The following is a 16,756-nucleotide window of genomic DNA, read 5'->3' as shown; positions in this document are numbered from 1 at the left end:
AGTTATCTCGCTTTGAAGGCCTGGATGACGCGGCCCAGGGCCTCATTCTGCTCGGGCGTGATTTCTTTGCCCTTGCGATGGCCCACATTGTTCTGGGTGTGAATGGCAATGCCGGAAATCCAGTCGTCGGCGAAGATCACGCTCTGGTCGTCGGCTTGCGGTGCCAGAAGCGGGAAGCGACCGGGCATTTCCTTCTGATAGAAAGAAAACAGCGGCTGCTTTGCGCCCAGCAGGCCGGCAGGCCGTTGGCTGGCTGGCTGGGCGGTATGACCGAACCAGGCGGTAAAATCGTCGAGCAGCAGTTGTGCCGTCAGCACCTGGCGCTGAACCAGGTTTTCTCTGCGCACGCCGCTCTGGGCACGCTTGAGCAAGGCCTGGCTCAGTTGCAAGGGCACATCCAGACGTTCGGCGCAGACCACCAGTTCCTTGACCAGCAAGGCAATGGCGTCGGACGGCAACTCCAGTTGGTCCAGCAAATGCTGGCGCCGGCTGAGGCCACGCAAGTGCGTTGCCCACAGGTTGAATGCCGCACGGGCAAAGCGGTGCTCATGGCTCTGGTATTGCGGCACGGCCACTGCGACAGGTGGCGCTTCGGCTGCCGGGGTGACAGCGTCGCCGAAAATGTCGTATTCCACTTCCGGGGCACTGTCGGCCGGGGCCGCATCGGTGGTTTCGGTAGCCGGGCTGTCGAAGTCGCCGTTCAGATAGAGATCGCGCAACTGATCTTCCGGCACCGCCATGTAGGCGAGCAGTTCACCCAGTACGTATTTACCGTGCTTGGTGGTGGCGAAGGGGCGCACGATCAGGTTGGCAATGGCTTTTTTCTTGCCCCGTTCGTCTTCACCGCCAGCCTCGTAGTACTCCTCCAGGCGCGGCAGCAACTTCACCATCAAGTCATCCAGCTGTTCTGAGATACGCTGCAGCTTGAAGTTGATATTAGCCACTGGCGTGAAGGCACTACTGAAGCGGCTCATACCGCCATCGTTGAGCTTGAGCATCGCCTGCCAGGCATCCAGCGGTTCGGCGACATGGCGCTTGACCAGTTCGTTGTTGCCGAATGCTGCCTGCAAAGCCTGCAAGGCGACTTTGGATGAGTCGTTGAAACCGAGTTCTTCACCATCGGCTGCCAGGTCGATGAAGCTTGTCTTGAAGCGTGGCTTGCGCACCAGATAGGTGTTCTTGAACGGCGTGTTGCCCCACTGTTTCATCCACTCTTCGTTGCCGAAGCGCTCGATCATGGTCAGCTTGAGCATGTTGTCGCAGGACTCGGGGAACTGCACGGTTTCGCCGTTCAGCGCGCTGCCGATGAAGCCGTCACACATGGTCAAGGCCCATATCAACCCGCTGGCCCGGCCATCGCGCTCCTGGGCACTGGCGCCCTGGGTCTTGTCGATCCAGCTCTTGAGCACCGGCCCCACGCTGACCACTTCGCTTTGCTTGAAGCTGCTGGTGCACATGACCAGCGCGTTCATTTCCTGCTCATTGGTGTAGCGCTCGAACAGGTAAGCGACCTTGCCGCGCAGCAGCAGTTTGGCAACCGGGTTGTTGGTTGCGCCGCTGCTGTCCACTTCACTGGCTTCGTCGATGCTCATCAGCTTCTGGCGACTGCGATAGCCGGGGAAGTCCAGAAGGTCGACGCTGTTGACGATGGCGTTGGCCGGTTCGTTGTCCAGACGGAAAATCAGCTCGTTGGTGAGTGCTGCCAGTTCGGCTCTGCTCACCGACACAGGTGCCCCCAGGTTGCCTTCATGGGTCGGGCGGACTTCCAGTGCACTGTCCCCGCTACCGCCCAAGCGGCTGAGGATGTCCACGTTGATGATGCTGTTGGTCTGGATCATCTGGCCGTCACGCTCGCTGACCAGCGCCGAGATCGGCGCGAAGACCGTTTCGGCCAGACCCAGGCGGTGCAGGGCGGCTGCCAGTTGCTCGTAGGTTTCGGTCATCTTGTTGATGCCGCCCCACAGCAGGGAGAACAACTGGGCGCGTTCACGAACCGACAACATTGGCGCCAGCTTGACTACCCGTTGCCAGTAGCGGGCATTCAGCGGGCGCACGGCGTTGGGGTAGTTGTGTTCCAGATAATCCCAGAGCAGTACGACATCGTCACTGCTGACACCCGGCGTCGCTTGCGTGGCCGCGTGATCTTCAAAGCGCTGCAGCAGAGCGTCGATGTGCGCATCGGTGATCTGACTGTTCAGGCGCTGATGGTCGAAGTCCTCGAACCAGGCATTGGCCAGAATAATGGCGATCTCGACCTCACGAAACAGCCGTAACTCCACCGGAAACTGAGGGTCCTTGCCGGGTTCTGCGCGGCGCGTGAAGCGAGTGACCAGACCGGTGGCCTCCTTGCCGCCGCCCACCGGATTTACATGCTTGATGAAGTCCAGTGACTGGGTGCCGAACTGGGTCAGAAGCTGGCCCTTGCTGTCTGCGGCCAGAGCCGAAATCAGGTAGCTCTTGCCTGCCTGGGACAAACCGAAGAAACCTATGCCCATGGGGGTGGTGGAGACTCGACCCAGACTGCGTGCCAGATTGCGGGCACGGTGCAGGTCGCGATTGAGCGGGACAGCCTTGGCCGCCACTTCCTCGACTTTGCCCGCCACTTCTTCCACCCAGTCCAGGGCCAGGCCAGCGCCCTTGTGTACCGATGTCCATGCGAGTGCGAGTTGAATCTGTTCGGTGGTCAGAGTAGTCATTTCGGACTCACGCTCCCGCTGTCGAGCCAATAGTTGGAGGCACCGCCTTCAGCGCTCAACATGGTGTAGAGCTGCAGCCTTACGTCCTTACGGTCGAAGGATTGATCCAGGACGTTGCTTTCGATGTTGTCGTCGATCATCAGTGTCTCGGCGATGATGTCGGCGTCGCTGCGATCTGCGTCGGCGCTTTCTACGCGAAAGCGCAACAGCAGGCAGGCTTCTTTACCGTCGGTTGTGGGTTTGCCCACCAGTTTGCGAGTGCCGCGCTCGGTGAGTTCGATCAGGTACAGCGGTGCCGCGACCCAACGTTCTGCATTCAACTGGCGATAACCCAGACGGGTCTTGCCCAGTACCCGCAGTTGTGGACCTTCCAGTTGCGGTTCGTGCAGTTGCAGGAACTCATTGCCCTGGGCGTCGCTCTTGATCACGTCCCGGTAGAGCATGTCGTGGTCGATGACCAGATTGTTTTCGTCCAGCTTGCCGATATGGCGCATGGTCGAGTACGGCTTGAGACGGCCAACGCTGAAATAGAAGTTCGACACTTTGCGCTGTTCGCTGAGCAGGCACAGCATGGCACCCACGGCAGCCGTGCTCTTGGGGTCGTCGATCTGGCCATTGCGGTGGAACGGGTACCAGCCGCCGGTGCGATAACCGTTCATGGGCACGATGCGTCCCGGTGGCAGCGGCACCTTGCGGCGTATGTAAGCCTGTACGCCCGGCAGGCGCGATGGTCGACCGGTCAGCAGCAGTGCGTCGCAAGGGTACTGGAACACCACTTCGCACAGGGCATCGAGAATCTTGCTCAGGTTGATCTGGCCTTTGAGGAAGGCCTGATGAATGGCAGGCAAGTCGATGCGCAGCACGACCTTGCCCAGGTCGAAGCCGTCACGGCCACCATCGATACGGCGTACGCCACCTGCCACGTATTCATGGATACGTTCGCTGATCGCGTCTTTTTCCAGCAGCTCGGCGAAGCTGTAGTCATGGACCGGGCTTGGCAATTCCGGGTCGTATGCCTCGTAGTCCTTGAGCAGGCGCAGGCCCAGGGGAACGAACACTTGCAGGTTCAGTTGCTGGCGCAGAATGGCGTCCTGAGCACTGGTACTTTCATCGCCGCACAAGCGCGAAAGCAGCGAGCGTGGCGATACCACGCCGAAGTCCTTGAGTGCCTGTTCCAGCGGCGGCAGTACGAAACGCTGAATGATATCCAGCAGGATGTCATCACCGGCGACCTTGAAGCTGTCCCGAAAGCGCTGCTCGGGGATGATCGATACGTTACTGCCGCTTGCATGCTCGGCACCACGCTCCAGCGCGTAATCGGTGATGACCAGATCGGTAGTGCCGCCACCGATATCGATGCTGGCCAGGGTGATCTGCTCCCGATTGGCCTTGTCCGGGCGTGCGAGGGTGTCGAAGAACTCCTGGGCATGACCGGCAAAGTTTTCGCGGATTTCGGTGTACAGGTAAACCAGTTGGCCACAGGTGGCTTCATCCCATTCCACTTTTACTCGTGGCAATGGGACTCGTGGCGCCGGTACCGGTGAATTCAGGCCTTTGGCCTTGCTCGGGTCGAGGTCGCCTTCGTGCCAGCCCATGCATTTCCAGACCAGCGCCAGGGCTTGCAGTAGACGGTCATTGAGCAGACTGCGCTCGACTTGCGGCATGCCCGGCGGCACGGTCAGGGTGATGCTGGACAACTGGCGTGGCCGCTGGGTGTGGCCCATGCGGGTCCGCTGCGCCGGGCTGTTGATCTGTGACAAGGCCTGAGTCAGTACCTCTGCGAGCATGAACGTCATCAGCGAACTGCGAGAATACTGCGGGGAGAACGCGGGCAGGCGATCATCCTCGTTCTTGAGCTTGTAGAACGCCTGGCCGAGCTTGGTGATCTTGTGTGAGAAGGGCGCAGCAGTGGCTTTGGGCTCGTTGTCGGTCTGTACGTAAGAGTTGTTGAAGCGCCAACCGTGGGTGTAGGCGTTTTCATCCCAGAGATAACGCTTGGGGCTCGACAGACCGGTCGAGCCTTCGGTACCACGGCGACGTGCGGACAAACGTCCGGCTTCAACTCCGACGCGGGCGATGGTCGGCCACTGGAAAGCGTCATGGCGACCGCTTTGTACCGAAAAGTTTTCCTTGCCGAAGGCGGCCTGGGAAAACTCGATCCGGCTTTCAAAGGGTTGGTTGTAAACCCGCTCTGAGCGTACGAGGTCACGGATCTGCAGGATGTAGTTGTGCTTCATCCCGTCGCCGGATTGCCCGTGATTCTCGATCAGGATGCCGCAGGTGCGTGAGTTGCCGACGTCCAGCACCAGATCTACTGGAATGGGCGGGTCGATGGAGTCGACGCCGTTGGCGGTGAGCTTGACCTCCGGTACCTCGATGCGTGCGGGCTCGCTGGTACGCTGCTCGGGAATTGGCCGGGCCATCAGGCTCAGCAAGTTCAGGTAGTGACCAATGTGGCGCTGCTCGACCAGTTCCTCGTCGACGTCTTCGCCGGGGCGATGTTTGTTGCCTTCGCGATAGATTTCCGCCAGCCAGTCCTGCACCCATTTCTGGTCCAGAAACCAGCGGCTCTGGCGTGCATGGCACGCCAGACGGAAAGATGAACCAGCATTGATGTCGTCACGGGTCGGCGCCAGGTACTGCATGCCTGCTGCCGAGGCCATGGCGCGGGTGTCGAACGCCAGGGTCAGGCGGTGAGTGTTGCCGTCTACATCCGCTTGCTCAAGCTCGACCAGACGCGCCCTTGCCCAGTTGGTCGGGCCTTCGTCATAACGCTCTGGTGGCAGGAAACGAAAGAAGGGGACGGGCAACCATAATCCATCGAGCAGCCTGAGGCTGGTCTGCATGCTCAGGGTCAGATCTTCGTCGTCGACCTCACTGATCAGGCGTTCCTGAGCCTGTGACTGTGCCAGCCTTTCGCCAGACTGGCTGGCCGTGCCCACCGGGCCGAAGTGGAAGTACTGTTTGCTTTCCTGATTCTGCAACAGGCGTGCGATCAGGGTGTTGCCCATCCTTGCAAAGCGCCCGGCGGGCTCGTTACGCAGATCAAGCTTGACCGCGAAGTCCATGAACTGGAGCCCGCTGTCATTGATCAAGTGGACGGTTTCTTCAAATTGAGTCAGTTCTGGCAGCATGGGTCCAGCCTTTATTCGCGCCGCATGGACATGGGGAATTGAGTGTTGCCGTAGTTGCCCTGGCAATCCGCGATGCTTTGGGCACCCGGTTTGCAGGACACTTGTGGCATGTCATAGCGACTGCCGTCGGTGCAGTTGGCCTGATCCTGACTGTTGATGCCCAGGCTTCCGCCATTCATGGCGGCATCGACCGCACCTGTGCAGGACACGCCGTCAGGACGGCGGATAGTGACGTTGCCCTTGCCTTTCTCGAAGGCATACTGGAGGCGCAAGGGTCTGGAAGTCTTGGCATCCATAATGCCTGCACCTGCACGGTAGTTGCCGTTGAGGAAGGAGGCCGGGCCTTCGCCTGTGTCCTGCGGAATGCTTAAGGGTTCGCCAGGCGTTCCGGATTGCGGTGTCTGGGCTTCGGCTGTCGGTTGTTCTGCTGGCTGTTCAGGTGCGGCTTCGGATTCGGTTGCAGCGGTTTCGCTGACTTGAGACTGTGCTGTCGGCCCAGGCGCTATCGCTGCTGGTTCTGTCGTCTGTGTCTGAGGCTGAGTGGGGCTGACAGTGCCCCTGCTGGCTGACAGTGTCGAACCATTGAGCGCCATGCCCTCTACTGGCTGGCTACTTGCACTGATGGTGTTTGTGGCGATACCTGCAGGCGGTACTGAAAGGCCGCCGATAGGCAACGTAGCCGTTGGCAAGCAACCGCGAAGCAGGCCGAATAACAGCAAGGCCAGCAACAAGAGCAGCAGTGGCCATAACCACCAGAAGCGACGCCACCAAGGGCGCAGCACAACAGGAGTGGCTGTCATCTGGGGTGTGGCTGGGTTTACAGAAGGTGTCGACTCGGGTGATGGAACATAAACCTTTCGCTGTTGTGTCAAAAAGTACAGTGGCTCACGGTTACGATCAGTTTCGGTTTTTACGAAACCCCAGAAAGTCAGCACCGGCTGCATGTAGGACTCGTTATCGCCGCTGGCATTGGTGCGTGTTGTCTTGACCAGATACACATAGCTTTCGTCTGGTGCATGCGAAACCAGTCCCAGCAGTTTGCCAAAGATGGCCTGGTCGCTTTGCCCGTCCTTTTTACCCGCCTGCACAAGCGCCTGACTCATCGCGGCGATGTTTTCCTTGAAACGGGACAGTTGGGCCCGTGCGGCGTCGCGCTCGTCTTCGCTGGCCGAACTCCAGGGCACCACATCGCCTGGAACCGGGCTATACCAGTCGATCACACTGCCCTGTTCGTTGCTTTTTGGCACGGCAAGGAATCTGGCCAGGGAGGGATCTTTACGGGCGAGTGCTGAAATGAGCTGCAAGGCAGATTTGTATACCGCCTGCCCGGTTTCACCCATTGCTATGAGTTCGTCACTTTTGCCCGTACGAAGCAATGGATTAGGCTGGCCAGATGTAACGGATGTGGTTGTAATCTGCGGTTTCGTCACATCTGCAGCAGATGCCGGACTTGGTGAGGAGGAGATGTCTGGGACGATTGGACTCTGGGCCAGAAAATATAGCGGGTCATGATACCGGTCGGCTTCGCTCTGTACGAAACCCCAGAAAGTCAGCACCGGCTGTATGCAGGGTTCGTTAACGCCGTTGGTATCAGTGCGAGTTGTCTGGACCAGATACAGGTAGTCTTCGGCAGGTGCATGAGGAATCAGCCCCAGCAATTTTCCAAAGATGATCTGGTCTCTTTGCTCATCCTTGTTGGCGGCCTGAACCAAGGCTTTGCTCATGCCTGCGATGGCGTCCTTGAATCGGAGCAGTTGTGCCCTGGCGTCGTCGCGCTCGTCTTCGCTTGCCGAACTCCAGGGCACCACGTCGCCGGGGACCGGGCTGTACCAGTCGATCACGCTGCCTTGCTCGTTGCTTTTGGGCACGGCAAGAAATCTGGCCAGGGAGGGATCTTTGCGGGTGAGGGCTGCGATCAACTGTAGGGCTGCTTTGTAAACAGGTTGCCCGGTTTCGCCTACAGCGATGAATTCGTCACTTTTGCCCGTACGAAGCAGCGCAGCCTGCATGCTTTACATTCCCTTGTAATTCAATCCGTTGGCTAAGCAATGACGCTGCCGCAAGGCGCAACAGTAATGGCAAAGTGATGTTTACGTCAATTTTTATACAAAAGGTTTCCGGGTCGCGATGACAAATCATCAGCCGGTCTGTTCGCGCAGTTTTGGCGGGTCGAAGGCGTATTGCTGGGGGAGGAAGTGTGCAGCGATAGGGCGTTTTTGGCTGTTATTGCGGTGGTTAACCTCGCATGACTCACCCCGCCAAAGCCATCCTCAACGCCACAGCCACCTCAAGCAGTCTGTGTGCCTGCAGGCTGACTTTTGCGGCCAGGTCTTCATTGCCTGCTTCCTTGAGCATGGTCACCAGATCAAGCAGTCGGCCGACTTCGGTCTCGATACCACGAATGGAGTCTGATACCTGATACTGAAGTGAATGTGCCATCTATCTCAAGCTCCGGGTCTTGCGCCGTTTTGGATACAGGCGCGCCACAGGATGCTACAGGCTCTGCTTTCATAACTGAACCCGAAAAAAGAAACGCCCTGCAAAAGCCGGGCGTTTGGGGTTCATGTGTTGAGCCAGGTCATGAATCGATCAAGGCAATGGGTCGAACTTCAGGCTGCTCAGGCTTTGTACCTTGTCTTCGCGCACCATCTTGTATTCGGTGTTCGGGCCGATCCAGCGGTCCCAGATGGCGTCGATTTCGCCTGCGTCGTCCATGGCTTTCAGGGACTCGTTGACCTTGGCCAGGAACGCGGGCTCACCTTTGCGCATACCGGCACCAATCGGCTCCAGCGCCATTGGCTCTTTGACGATTGCCAGTTCCACCCCTGACGCCTTGGCCTGGTTGACCAGCTTGATGGCCGTCATGGTGTTGGTGACCAGGCCCAGAACCTTGTTCTGTTGCAGGGCCATGTAAGCAGAACCTGTGTCCTGGAAGGTCACCGGCACTGCGCCAGCGATGCGGATCGATTGCTCGGAGGTGGAGCCTTTGGTGGAGCTGATGCGCTTGCCCTTGAAGAAGGCCTTGTCCTTGTCAGCGTTGACGGCATGCACTACCAGTGTTTCCTTGGCGATGTAGTAGGGGTCGCTGAACTGGATCTGATCGGCGCGGGTCTGGGTGTAGGCCAGGTTGGCGAACAGCACATCGACGCGGCCCATTTTCACTTCCGGAACCCGTGCTTCCACCGACATCGGCTTGAGCTCCAGCTTCACGCCCAGTTTTTTCGCCAGCGCGGTACACAGATCGACATCCATGCCCACCAGCTCACGGGTTTTCGGGTCCGGTGCGGAGAAGGGCGGAACGTCGGCATACACGCCGCAGCTCATGGATTGTCTGGCCATGATGTCGCTCAATTGATCGGCATGGGCCAGGGTTACTGCCAAGGGACTCAACGCTACAGCGGCGAACAGATGCTTCATACGCATGGGGAACTCCAGAAGATTAAGGATCAGTAATCGGTCCAGCGGCAGCTCTTGCAAATCGTTCTTGCCAATCAATGGGCACGCAAGTCAGCGATGAAACGCTGTGCGCGCGGGTGTCGGGGCTGGCTGAAAAAGCTTTCCGGGTCGCTTTTTTCAAGAATCTGTCCGGCATCCATGAACCAGATGGTGTCAGCGACTTCGCGGGCGAAGTTCATTTCGTGGGTCACGCACATCATGGTCATGCCGTCCTTGGCCAGGCCTTTCATCACGCTCAACACTTCACCCACCATTTCCGGATCAAGGGCGCTGGTGGGCTCGTCGAACAGCATGACCGGTGGCTCCATGGCCAGCGCACGGGCAATCGCCACGCGCTGCTGTTGGCCACCGGACAATTGCGCGGGATAGGCACCGGCCTTGTGCGCCAGGCCGACACGTTCCAGCAATTGCATCGCTCGCTGTTTTGCCGCCATGCCTTTTAGCCCGAGGGTCTTGGTGGGCGACAGGATGATGTTGTCCAGCACCGACAAATGCGGAAACAGGTTGAAGCTCTGGAATACGAAGCCCACCCGGCTGCGCAGCCGGTTCACGTTGGCGTCGGTGCCGTGTACGTCTTGCCCGTCGAACAGGATCTGGCCTTCCTGAATATCTTCCAGGCGGTTGACGGTACGAATCAGGGTCGATTTGCCCGAACCGGAAGGGCCGCACAGCACCACGACTTCGCCGGTATTCACCTGGGCCGTGAGATTGGTCAGGGCCTGGTACTCGCCGTACCACTTGTTGACGTTGGAAAACATGATCATTGGACGCATGAGTCAGCCCTCTTCAATTGATAGGGGTAGGCAAAGGGCTGTCGGTAACGGCAGCAACGGTGGTGCCCAGGCGCTTGCGGGCGATGCGACGTTCCAGCCAGTCGGCCAGATGGGTCAGGCCAAAACAGAGCAGGTAGTAAATGACTGCCAGAATGAAGAACACCTGGAAGGGCTTGGTCAGTAACTGGTTGTTCACCTGGTTGGCGGCGAAGGTTATTTCCTGCACGTTGATCACATAGCCCAGCGAGGTTTCCTTGATGATGGAAATGAACTGGCTAAGCAGGCTGGGCAGCGCGTTATAAAGTGCCTGAGGCAGGATCACCCAGACTGTGGTACGCATGTAGCCCATGCCCAGAGCGCGGGAGGCCTCGTACTGACCGTTCGGCAACGCCTGGATGCTGCCGCGAATGATTTCGCACAGATAGGCACTCTGGTAAATGACCAGGGTGCAGAGCATGGTGGTGAAACCTGTGATGTTGTGCCCGATGATCAAGGGCACCAGGAAGTAGGTCCAGAAGATCACCATCAGCAGCGGAATGCCGCGCAGCACATAGACCCATACGGTCGAGAGCCAGCGCAGTGCTTTCCAGGGCGACGTCCTTGCCAGTGCCAGCAACAGACCGAGGGGGAAGGCGAACAGCAGCGCCAGAACCGCAAGGATCAGAGTACTTGCCAGACCGCCCAGCGGGCCGTGGGGGTATTGGCCGATCAGGAACAGCGCCCAGTTCTGCTGCAGAATCGTGAAGATATCGAACATGTGCGCTTACCTCGCCAACGCTTTGTTGAATCGCTTGGCCAGCAGGGCACCGAGGGCCATCAGCAGCAGCGAAAAGGCCAGGTACACCACCGAAGCCACCAGAAAGGCTTCAAAGGTGCGGAAGGTGTAGTTCTCGACTTCCCGCGTTGCGTACGTCAACTCCATGACGCCGATGGCCATGGCCAGGCTGGTGTTCTTGAACAACAGCACCGTATGGTTGATCAGCGACGGCAGGCAGTTGCGCACGCCTTGCGGCAGGATCACGTAACGCATCGAGCGCACGTAGCCCATGCCCAGCGCCCGCGAAGCCTCAGTCTGTCCGGCAGGAATGGCGCGCAGGCCGCTGCGGATGTCTTCGCTGAAATACGCGGCCTGGCACAGGCCAAGGGCAATGATCGAGAACAGGTATTCGGTGTTGTAACCTGCCAGCCAGATTTGTGTGGAGCTGGACAGCAGGGTCGGGATGCCGAAATACCAGAGCATCAACTGCACCAGTGTTGGCACGTTGCGGTGGTAGGAGACATAGGCCGCTACCAGGCGATTGGCGTATTTGTTACCGGTCAGGCGCACGGTCACCAGCACAAGCGCGAGGGCCATGGCCAGACACCAGGCGAACAAAGCCAGTTGCAGCGTCATTTCGATGCCCTTGAAGATCAGCTCGGCGTATTCGCCTTGCAGGATCGGGGCTAAATCGAAGTCTTGCTTCATGGTCAATCCCTATCAGCATGGGTAGGGGCAGAAAAAATGCCGGGCGTCCGGCCCGGCCAGGGAGCATGTGACGGATTGATCCGTTCTGTTCTCGGGGGTGACGCTTTCAGCCCTGATAGTCCTGTGGGCGTGCAGTGGACAGGCCGCCAGGCACTTGCAGCGTCGGGGTGATTTCCATATGGCCGATGTTCATGGACACCGGCGCGGCAATCGCGAAGGCGATGGCATTGGCGATATCGGCGGCGACGGGTAGCTCGAAACCTTCGACGAAGCGCTTGTAGGTTTCTTCTGAGTCGCCATGTACGTGGGCGAAGATGTCGGTGGCGACCCGGCCCGGACAGATCTCGGTGACCCGCACACGCTTGCCGAAGGCATCGATGCGCAACTGGCGAGACAGCATGCTCACCGCCGCCTTGGTGGCGTGGTAGGTCGAGTTACCGCCAAAGTTATAAGCGGCGGCAATCGAGCTGATGTTGATGATATGGCCACTGTCGCGTTCGACCATGCCCGGCAAGGCCAGGCGTGCCAGATGCAGCACGGCACGCAGGTTAACGTCGATCAGGAAGTCGATGCCCTCGGCGTCAGCCTTCAGGATCGAGCCCGGACGGTCGACGCCGGCGTTGTTGACCAGAATGTCGAAGTTGTATTGCCCGAACAGTGCCGTCAGCCCGGCCAGATCGGTGACATCGATTGCGTGGGCGATACAGCCAGTACGTGCCGCCAGATCGGCCAGCTTGTCGGCACTGCGGGCCAGCGCGTGAACTTCGATACCTTCCTGGCACAGACGCTCAACCACAGCGGCACCGATGCCGGAAGATGCGCCCGTGACCAGCGCGGTTTTGTAATCGGAAAATGGCATTGCGTTTACCTCTGAATGCTGTGTGTTGCTCATGCATCGACTCTATCCAGCACAAACCCCGGCGACCAAGACGGATTGGCTGTGTGGCTATAAGCGTCTCTTATGATTCGTTTCTTGCAGCCTCACACAAGGATTGTAAGGCTCATGCGGGAGGGGCCTTGGCCGCGATGGCTTACGCCACAAGCTGCGAAATCGGCACGATCTGCCCGCCCGCCGATTCGATTTCATGGCGCACCGTGCGCGCCAGCTCAACCGCGCCGGGTGTGTCGCCGTGGAGCAATATCGAACAGGCGCTGACCTTGATGACTTTGCCGGTGATGCTGGTCACGGTGCCGTCCTCCAGCAGTTGTCGAACCCGTTGCAGTACAGTCGCGGGGTCTTTGATGACCGAGTTGGCGATCTTGCGTGGCACCAGCAGACAGTCATCGTCGTAAGCGCGGTCGGCGAGGAAGGTGGTCGCCACCCGCAGGTTGCACTGGCTGGCGGCGCTTTCGATGGCGCGGCTGCTCGACGAACTGATGATGATCTCGGGGTCGAACGCCGCCACGCTGCGAATCAGGTGCGCAGCCATCTCTGCATCGGCGGCAACCATATTGCCCAGTGCGCCATGAAAGCTCATGTGGGTCATGCGATGGCCCGCGACCCTGGTCATTGCCGCCAGAGCGCCCAACTGGTAGGTCACGTACGTGCTCAGTTCATGGATGTCGATGTTCATCTGGCGACGACCAAAACCCATCAGGTCTGGGAAGCCTACATGGGCACCCAGATCGATGCCTCGGGCCTTGGCCAGTCGCGCTGTGTTATCCATGATCAACGGGTCACCGGCATGAAAACCACAGGCGACGTTGGCCGAGGAAATGATCTCCATCAGGGCTTCGTCTTCGCCCATGCGCCAGGCGCCGAAGCCTTCGCCCATGTCTGCATTCAGGTCGATCTTCATGGTTGCTCCGCTTCTGTGGCACTGAGGTTTATCAGTGGCTGGCCGTAACCGACTGTTGTGCCGCTGGACACCAGCAGGTTTGAAACCTTGCCTGCGTGCAGGCTACGGACTGGCAGAATCAAAGTGCCGACGGCCAGCAGTGCGACCAGTTGGCCAACCTGCACTTCACTGCCAGGCGGTGCCAGTACGATACCGTTGTCCGGGTGGGCATCCAGCAAGCGGCCGATGCCGCTGGACTTGATTGCGGGGGCACCTGCATTCAATCCGGTTTCGGTCATGCCGACCGAAGCTGGTGAGGACGATGCCTGACAGGCAACGCCGCGTTTGAGGCTCAGCTTGAACCCCGGCTTCTCGATCTCTGCGCCAGACAAACCTGCCAGTGTCAGATCAGCCGCCAGTTGACGAATCTCTTCAATGTTCATGTTCGTTTCCTCAGCGCCGGGCCAGGCCATGCAGGGCCACAAGACGCCGCACTTCGGCGAGATAGGCCTGATTCTGCTCAAGGGCATCCAGGGCCTGTTCGTAACTGCATTCGATAAAGCGAATCCGGCTGCCGATGGCTGCCTGGCCCAGACGCCACAGATCGGCTTCGATCACCGTGCCGAATTTCGGGTAGCCGCCACTGGGCTGCGCATCGCGCATCTGGATGATCGGCTGGCCGCCGTGAGGTACCTGAATCACGCCCGGTACGATGCCGTGGGAGCGCACTTCCATGGCATGCTCGGGCAAGACCGGCGTGCCTTCCAGGCGATAGCCATAACGATTGCTCTGGGACGTGATCTTCCAGTCGTCGCTCCAGAAGGACGCTCGGGAATCAGCCTTGAACGCCAGGTATTCCGCTGCGGGCAAAACGCGCATGGCGGGTACACCGTCCGCGTCCAGCGGTAAGGCATGCACAGGGCTGAGCACACCGAAATCGGTGGCCAGCATGCTGATGCCCGGCGAGCTGGCATTCAAACGGTCGCCTTGTTGCAAGGCGCGACCCTGAAAACCGCCGAACTCGCCACGCAACTGGGTGCTGCGGGAATTGAGCACCACCGGCACATCGACACCACCGGCCAGGCACAGATAAGCGCGAGAGCCTGCAACAGGATGATCGATAACCAGCGTCTGACCTTTATGGCCCTGCATCACCCAGTTCGGCGGGAAGGCGACGTCGTCCAGGCTCAAGGCGCAGGCCGCACCGGTCACGGCAAAGGCGCAGTCTTCCAGCAGGCGCACCTCAAAAGGGAACACCGGAATTTCGATGGCCGCGGCGTCATCGGCATTGCCCAGCAGAATATTGCCGGTCGCCACGGCCAGTGTGTCCATGGCCCCGGACGTGCCGACGCCATAACCCAGGCTGCCGATGCGGCCCAGATCCTGAACAGTGGCCAGGGCGGTGGCGGATAGAATCTCGATCATCGAATGATCCTCTCGATGCGAAAGCGCAGCAGGTCGCCCGGCTGCAAGAGTGCCGGGGGCGATTGCCCGGGGTCGAAGAAAGACATTTCGGTACGCCCGATGGTGTTCCAGCCGCTGGGGCCGGCAGAGGCGGAAACGCCGGTCTGTATGCCGCCGATGGACACCGCGCCAGCGCCGATGCTGAGCACCGGAACCTTGCGCCGGGGTGTGGCAATGCGTGGGTCCATGCCGCCCAGATAGCAGTAGCCGGGGTGGCTGCCCAAGGCATAGACCGGATACAGCGGTTCGCTGTGCAGATGAGCGATGGTTTCAATGTCCAGCCCGGTATGGGCAATCACGTCGCCCATGTGCGGGCCGTGTTCGCCGCCGTAGGTCACGGGTAATTCAATGATGCGGCCTTCCAGCGGCAACGGCTCGCAGGCCTGCCAGGTTTCCAGCAAGCGTTCGGTCAGGGCATTCAGGTGCCGTGGCGGGACCTTGAAGGTCAGCATCAGGTTGTTCATGCCCGGCACCGATTCGCTGATTTCAGGCCACTGTGCGGTCACGCGAGCCATGGCCCAGATGCGTTGTTGCGGAGCCAGATCAAGGCTGCCCGGTGCTTCGAACAACAGGGCGGTGGTGCCCAGCAGGCTGATGGTCGGACGTGTGTCCTCAAGCACGATGCTCATTGTGGGCTCCGTTGTTGCAGCCAGTGCTCCAGGTAGTGAATATCGACGCCGCCCGCGCAGAACGCCGGGTCGTCGAGGATTTCCCGGTGCAGGGGAATATTGGTGGAAATGCCTTCCACATGAAGCTCGCTGAGGGCCAGGCGCATGCGGGCCATGGCTTCTTCCCGCGTGGCGCCGTGACTGATGACCTTGGCGACCATGGAGTCGTAATAGGGCGGTACGCGGTAGCCGGTGGTGACATGGGAATCCACCCTGACGCCAAAACCGCCCGGCACTTCCCAGCGGGTGACTTGCCCTGGCGTGGGCATGAAACTGAGCGGGTCTTCGGCGTTGATCCGGCATTCCAGCGAATGGCCTTGGGCGACGATATCGGCCTGGCGCAACGCCAGGCGCTCACCTCGGGCCATGCGCAACTGCTGCTGGACGATATCGATGCCGGTGGTCATCTCGGTGACGGGATGCTCGACCTGTAAGCGGGTGTTCATTTCGATGAAGAAGAACTGGCCGTCTTCATAAAGGAACTCGAAGGTGCCGACGCCGCGATAGCCGATCTGCTGGCAGGCCTTGACGCAGCGCTCGCCCACATGGGCAATCAATTGCGGGTCGATGCCGGGCGCCGGGGCTTCTTCAAGCACCTTTTGATGGCGACGCTGCAAGGAGCAGTCGCGGCTGCCGAGCCACACGGCATGACCGTAGGCATCGCACAGCACCTGAATTTCGACGTGGCGCGGATGGCCGAGAAACTTCTCGATATAGAGTTCGGGATTGCCGAATGCCAGACGCGCTTCTTCACGGGTCAGGGCAATCGCCTCCAGCAGTTCCGGTTCCTGTTGCACCACACGCATGCCACGCCCGCCGCCACCGCCAGCGGCTTTGACGATCACCGGATAACCGATTTCCCGGGCGACGGCGAGAATGCTTTGTGGGTCGCTGGGCATGCTTGAGTCCGGTCCCGGCACACAAGGCACACCGGCTTCGCGCATGGCCCGCTTGGCAGAAACCTTGTCGCCCATGGTGCGAATGCACTCGGCGCTGGGGCCGATAAAGGTCAGGCCGGCGGCTTCGATACGTTCGGCAAAGGCGGCGTTTTCCGACAGAAAGCCATAACCGGGATGAATGGCCTGTGCGCCACTGACCTTGGCGGCGAAGAGCAGGGCGGTCTGATTCAGATAACTCTGGGTGGGCGCAGCAGGGCCGATGCACAGCGCTTCATCGGCCTGGGTGACGTACTGCGCATGACGGTCGGCTTCGGAGTAGACCGCGACGGTTTTCAGACCCAGGCCACGGCAAGCGCGCTGGATACGCAGGGCAATTTCGCCACGGTTGGCGATCAGCACTTTATCGAACATTCGAGATACCTG

14 protein-coding genes and 1 pseudogene are annotated in these 16,756 nt (G+C 59.7%); all 15 read right to left on the bottom strand.

The features are described from left to right. Positions 1-2: 2 nt before the first annotated feature. The 15 genes and pseudogenes from KGD89_RS14165 to accC all read right to left on the bottom strand — a co-directional run bounded on the left by KGD89_RS14165 (position 3) and on the right by accC (position 16,744). On the bottom strand, positions 3-2,696 hold the full coding sequence (locus KGD89_RS14165) for a putative virulence factor (RefSeq protein ID WP_025260432.1): 2,694 nt from the start codon (positions 2,694-2,696) through the stop codon (positions 3-5). Continuing rightward, entirely contained in the window at positions 2,693-5,830 is a 3,138-nt protein-coding gene (locus KGD89_RS14160) for a virulence factor SrfB (RefSeq protein WP_025260431.1), read from the bottom strand. Before KGD89_RS14160 ends, KGD89_RS14165 begins: the two co-directional genes overlap by 4 nt. Positions 5,831-5,841: 11 nt before the next feature. Beyond that, the gene (locus KGD89_RS14155) at positions 5,842-7,170 is read right to left on the bottom strand and encodes an SrfA family protein (RefSeq protein WP_051427784.1); all 1,329 of its coding nucleotides are present in this window, start codon (positions 7,168-7,170) and stop codon (positions 5,842-5,844) included. Positions 7,171-7,296: 126 nt separating this feature from the next. Continuing rightward, positions 7,297-7,839 (bottom strand): annotated as a pseudogene (locus tag KGD89_RS26430) (SrfA family protein); the annotation flags it as partial. Between the two features lie 241 nt (positions 7,840-8,080). Further along, positions 8,081-8,269, bottom strand: a complete 189-nt coding sequence (locus KGD89_RS14145) for a hypothetical protein (RefSeq protein WP_025260429.1) — start codon at positions 8,267-8,269, stop codon at positions 8,081-8,083. A 150-nt stretch (positions 8,270-8,419) separates the two neighbouring features. After that, on the bottom strand, positions 8,420-9,253 hold the full coding sequence (locus KGD89_RS14140; RefSeq protein ID WP_025260428.1) for an ABC transporter substrate-binding protein: 834 nt from the start codon (positions 9,251-9,253) through the stop codon (positions 8,420-8,422). Between the two features lie 68 nt (positions 9,254-9,321). Continuing rightward, positions 9,322-10,050 (bottom strand): amino acid ABC transporter ATP-binding protein, encoded by a 729-nt coding sequence (locus KGD89_RS14135; RefSeq protein WP_025260427.1) that lies wholly within the window; start codon positions 10,048-10,050, stop codon positions 9,322-9,324. Between the two features lie 22 nt (positions 10,051-10,072). Next, the gene (locus KGD89_RS14130) at positions 10,073-10,816 is read right to left on the bottom strand and encodes an amino acid ABC transporter permease (protein ID WP_025260426.1); all 744 of its coding nucleotides are present in this window, start codon (positions 10,814-10,816) and stop codon (positions 10,073-10,075) included. Positions 10,817-10,822: 6 nt separating this feature from the next. After that, complete coding sequence (locus KGD89_RS14125; protein ID WP_025260425.1) at positions 10,823-11,524, bottom strand: amino acid ABC transporter permease; 702 nt, start codon at positions 11,522-11,524, stop codon at positions 10,823-10,825. Positions 11,525-11,630: 106 nt separating this feature from the next. Continuing rightward, a complete protein-coding gene (locus KGD89_RS14120) occupies positions 11,631-12,383 on the bottom strand; it encodes an SDR family oxidoreductase (RefSeq protein ID WP_025260424.1) in 753 nt (250 codons plus the stop codon). 172 nt (positions 12,384-12,555) lie between these two features. Further along, positions 12,556-13,323, bottom strand: coding sequence for a LamB/YcsF family protein (locus KGD89_RS14115; RefSeq protein ID WP_025260423.1), 768 nt, complete (start codon positions 13,321-13,323; stop codon positions 12,556-12,558). Further along, a complete protein-coding gene (locus KGD89_RS14110; protein WP_025260422.1) occupies positions 13,320-13,745 on the bottom strand; it encodes a biotin/lipoyl-containing protein in 426 nt (141 codons plus the stop codon). The genes KGD89_RS14115 and KGD89_RS14110 overlap by 4 nt, the downstream gene beginning before the upstream one ends. 10 nt (positions 13,746-13,755) lie before the next feature. Beyond that, a complete protein-coding gene (locus tag KGD89_RS14105) occupies positions 13,756-14,727 on the bottom strand; it encodes a 5-oxoprolinase subunit C family protein (RefSeq protein ID WP_025260421.1) in 972 nt (323 codons plus the stop codon). Further along, positions 14,724-15,395 carry a 5-oxoprolinase subunit PxpB gene (gene pxpB / locus KGD89_RS14100; RefSeq protein WP_025260420.1) on the bottom strand — a complete coding sequence of 224 codons (672 nt, stop codon included), beginning with the start codon at positions 15,393-15,395 and terminating at the stop codon, positions 14,724-14,726. Before pxpB ends, KGD89_RS14105 begins: the two co-directional genes overlap by 4 nt. Continuing rightward, complete coding sequence (gene accC, locus KGD89_RS14095; RefSeq protein WP_025260419.1) at positions 15,392-16,744, bottom strand: acetyl-CoA carboxylase biotin carboxylase subunit; 1,353 nt, start codon at positions 16,742-16,744, stop codon at positions 15,392-15,394. Before accC ends, pxpB begins: the two co-directional genes overlap by 4 nt. Between the last annotated feature and the right edge of the window lie 12 nt (positions 16,745-16,756).

Origin of the sequence: Pseudomonas cichorii (assembly GCF_018343775.1) — a bacterium.
In the GTDB taxonomy this organism is placed as follows: domain Bacteria; phylum Pseudomonadota; class Gammaproteobacteria; order Pseudomonadales; family Pseudomonadaceae; genus Aquipseudomonas; species Aquipseudomonas cichorii.
This window is presented reverse-complemented; position numbering and strand designations above follow the sequence as displayed.

What these genes read in the sequence shown, in the direction of transcription:
- KGD89_RS14165 (WP_025260432.1), bottom strand. Translation starts at nt 2,696, where the DNA reads ATGACTACTCTGACCACCGAACAGATTCAACTCGCACTCGCATGGACA.
- KGD89_RS14160 (WP_025260431.1), bottom strand. Translation starts at nt 5,830, where the DNA reads ATGCTGCCAGAACTGACTCAATTTGAAGAAACCGTCCACTTGATCAAT.
- KGD89_RS14155 (WP_051427784.1), bottom strand. Translation starts at nt 7,170, where the DNA reads ATGGGTGAAACCGGGCAGGCGGTATACAAATCTGCCTTGCAGCTCATT.
- KGD89_RS14145 (WP_025260429.1), bottom strand. Translation starts at nt 8,269, where the DNA reads ATGGCACATTCACTTCAGTATCAGGTATCAGACTCCATTCGTGGTATC.
- KGD89_RS14140 (WP_025260428.1), bottom strand. Translation starts at nt 9,253, where the DNA reads ATGCGTATGAAGCATCTGTTCGCCGCTGTAGCGTTGAGTCCCTTGGCA.
- KGD89_RS14135 (WP_025260427.1), bottom strand. Translation starts at nt 10,050, where the DNA reads ATGATCATGTTTTCCAACGTCAACAAGTGGTACGGCGAGTACCAGGCC.
- KGD89_RS14130 (WP_025260426.1), bottom strand. Translation starts at nt 10,816, where the DNA reads ATGTTCGATATCTTCACGATTCTGCAGCAGAACTGGGCGCTGTTCCTG.
- KGD89_RS14125 (WP_025260425.1), bottom strand. Translation starts at nt 11,524, where the DNA reads ATGAAGCAAGACTTCGATTTAGCCCCGATCCTGCAAGGCGAATACGCC.
- KGD89_RS14120 (WP_025260424.1), bottom strand. Translation starts at nt 12,383, where the DNA reads ATGCCATTTTCCGATTACAAAACCGCGCTGGTCACGGGCGCATCTTCC.
- KGD89_RS14115 (WP_025260423.1), bottom strand. Translation starts at nt 13,323, where the DNA reads ATGAAGATCGACCTGAATGCAGACATGGGCGAAGGCTTCGGCGCCTGG.
- KGD89_RS14110 (WP_025260422.1), bottom strand. Translation starts at nt 13,745, where the DNA reads ATGAACATTGAAGAGATTCGTCAACTGGCGGCTGATCTGACACTGGCA.
- KGD89_RS14105 (WP_025260421.1), bottom strand. Translation starts at nt 14,727, where the DNA reads ATGATCGAGATTCTATCCGCCACCGCCCTGGCCACTGTTCAGGATCTG.
- pxpB (WP_025260420.1), bottom strand. Translation starts at nt 15,395, where the DNA reads ATGAGCATCGTGCTTGAGGACACACGTCCGACCATCAGCCTGCTGGGC.
- accC (WP_025260419.1), bottom strand. Translation starts at nt 16,744, where the DNA reads ATGTTCGATAAAGTGCTGATCGCCAACCGTGGCGAAATTGCCCTGCGT.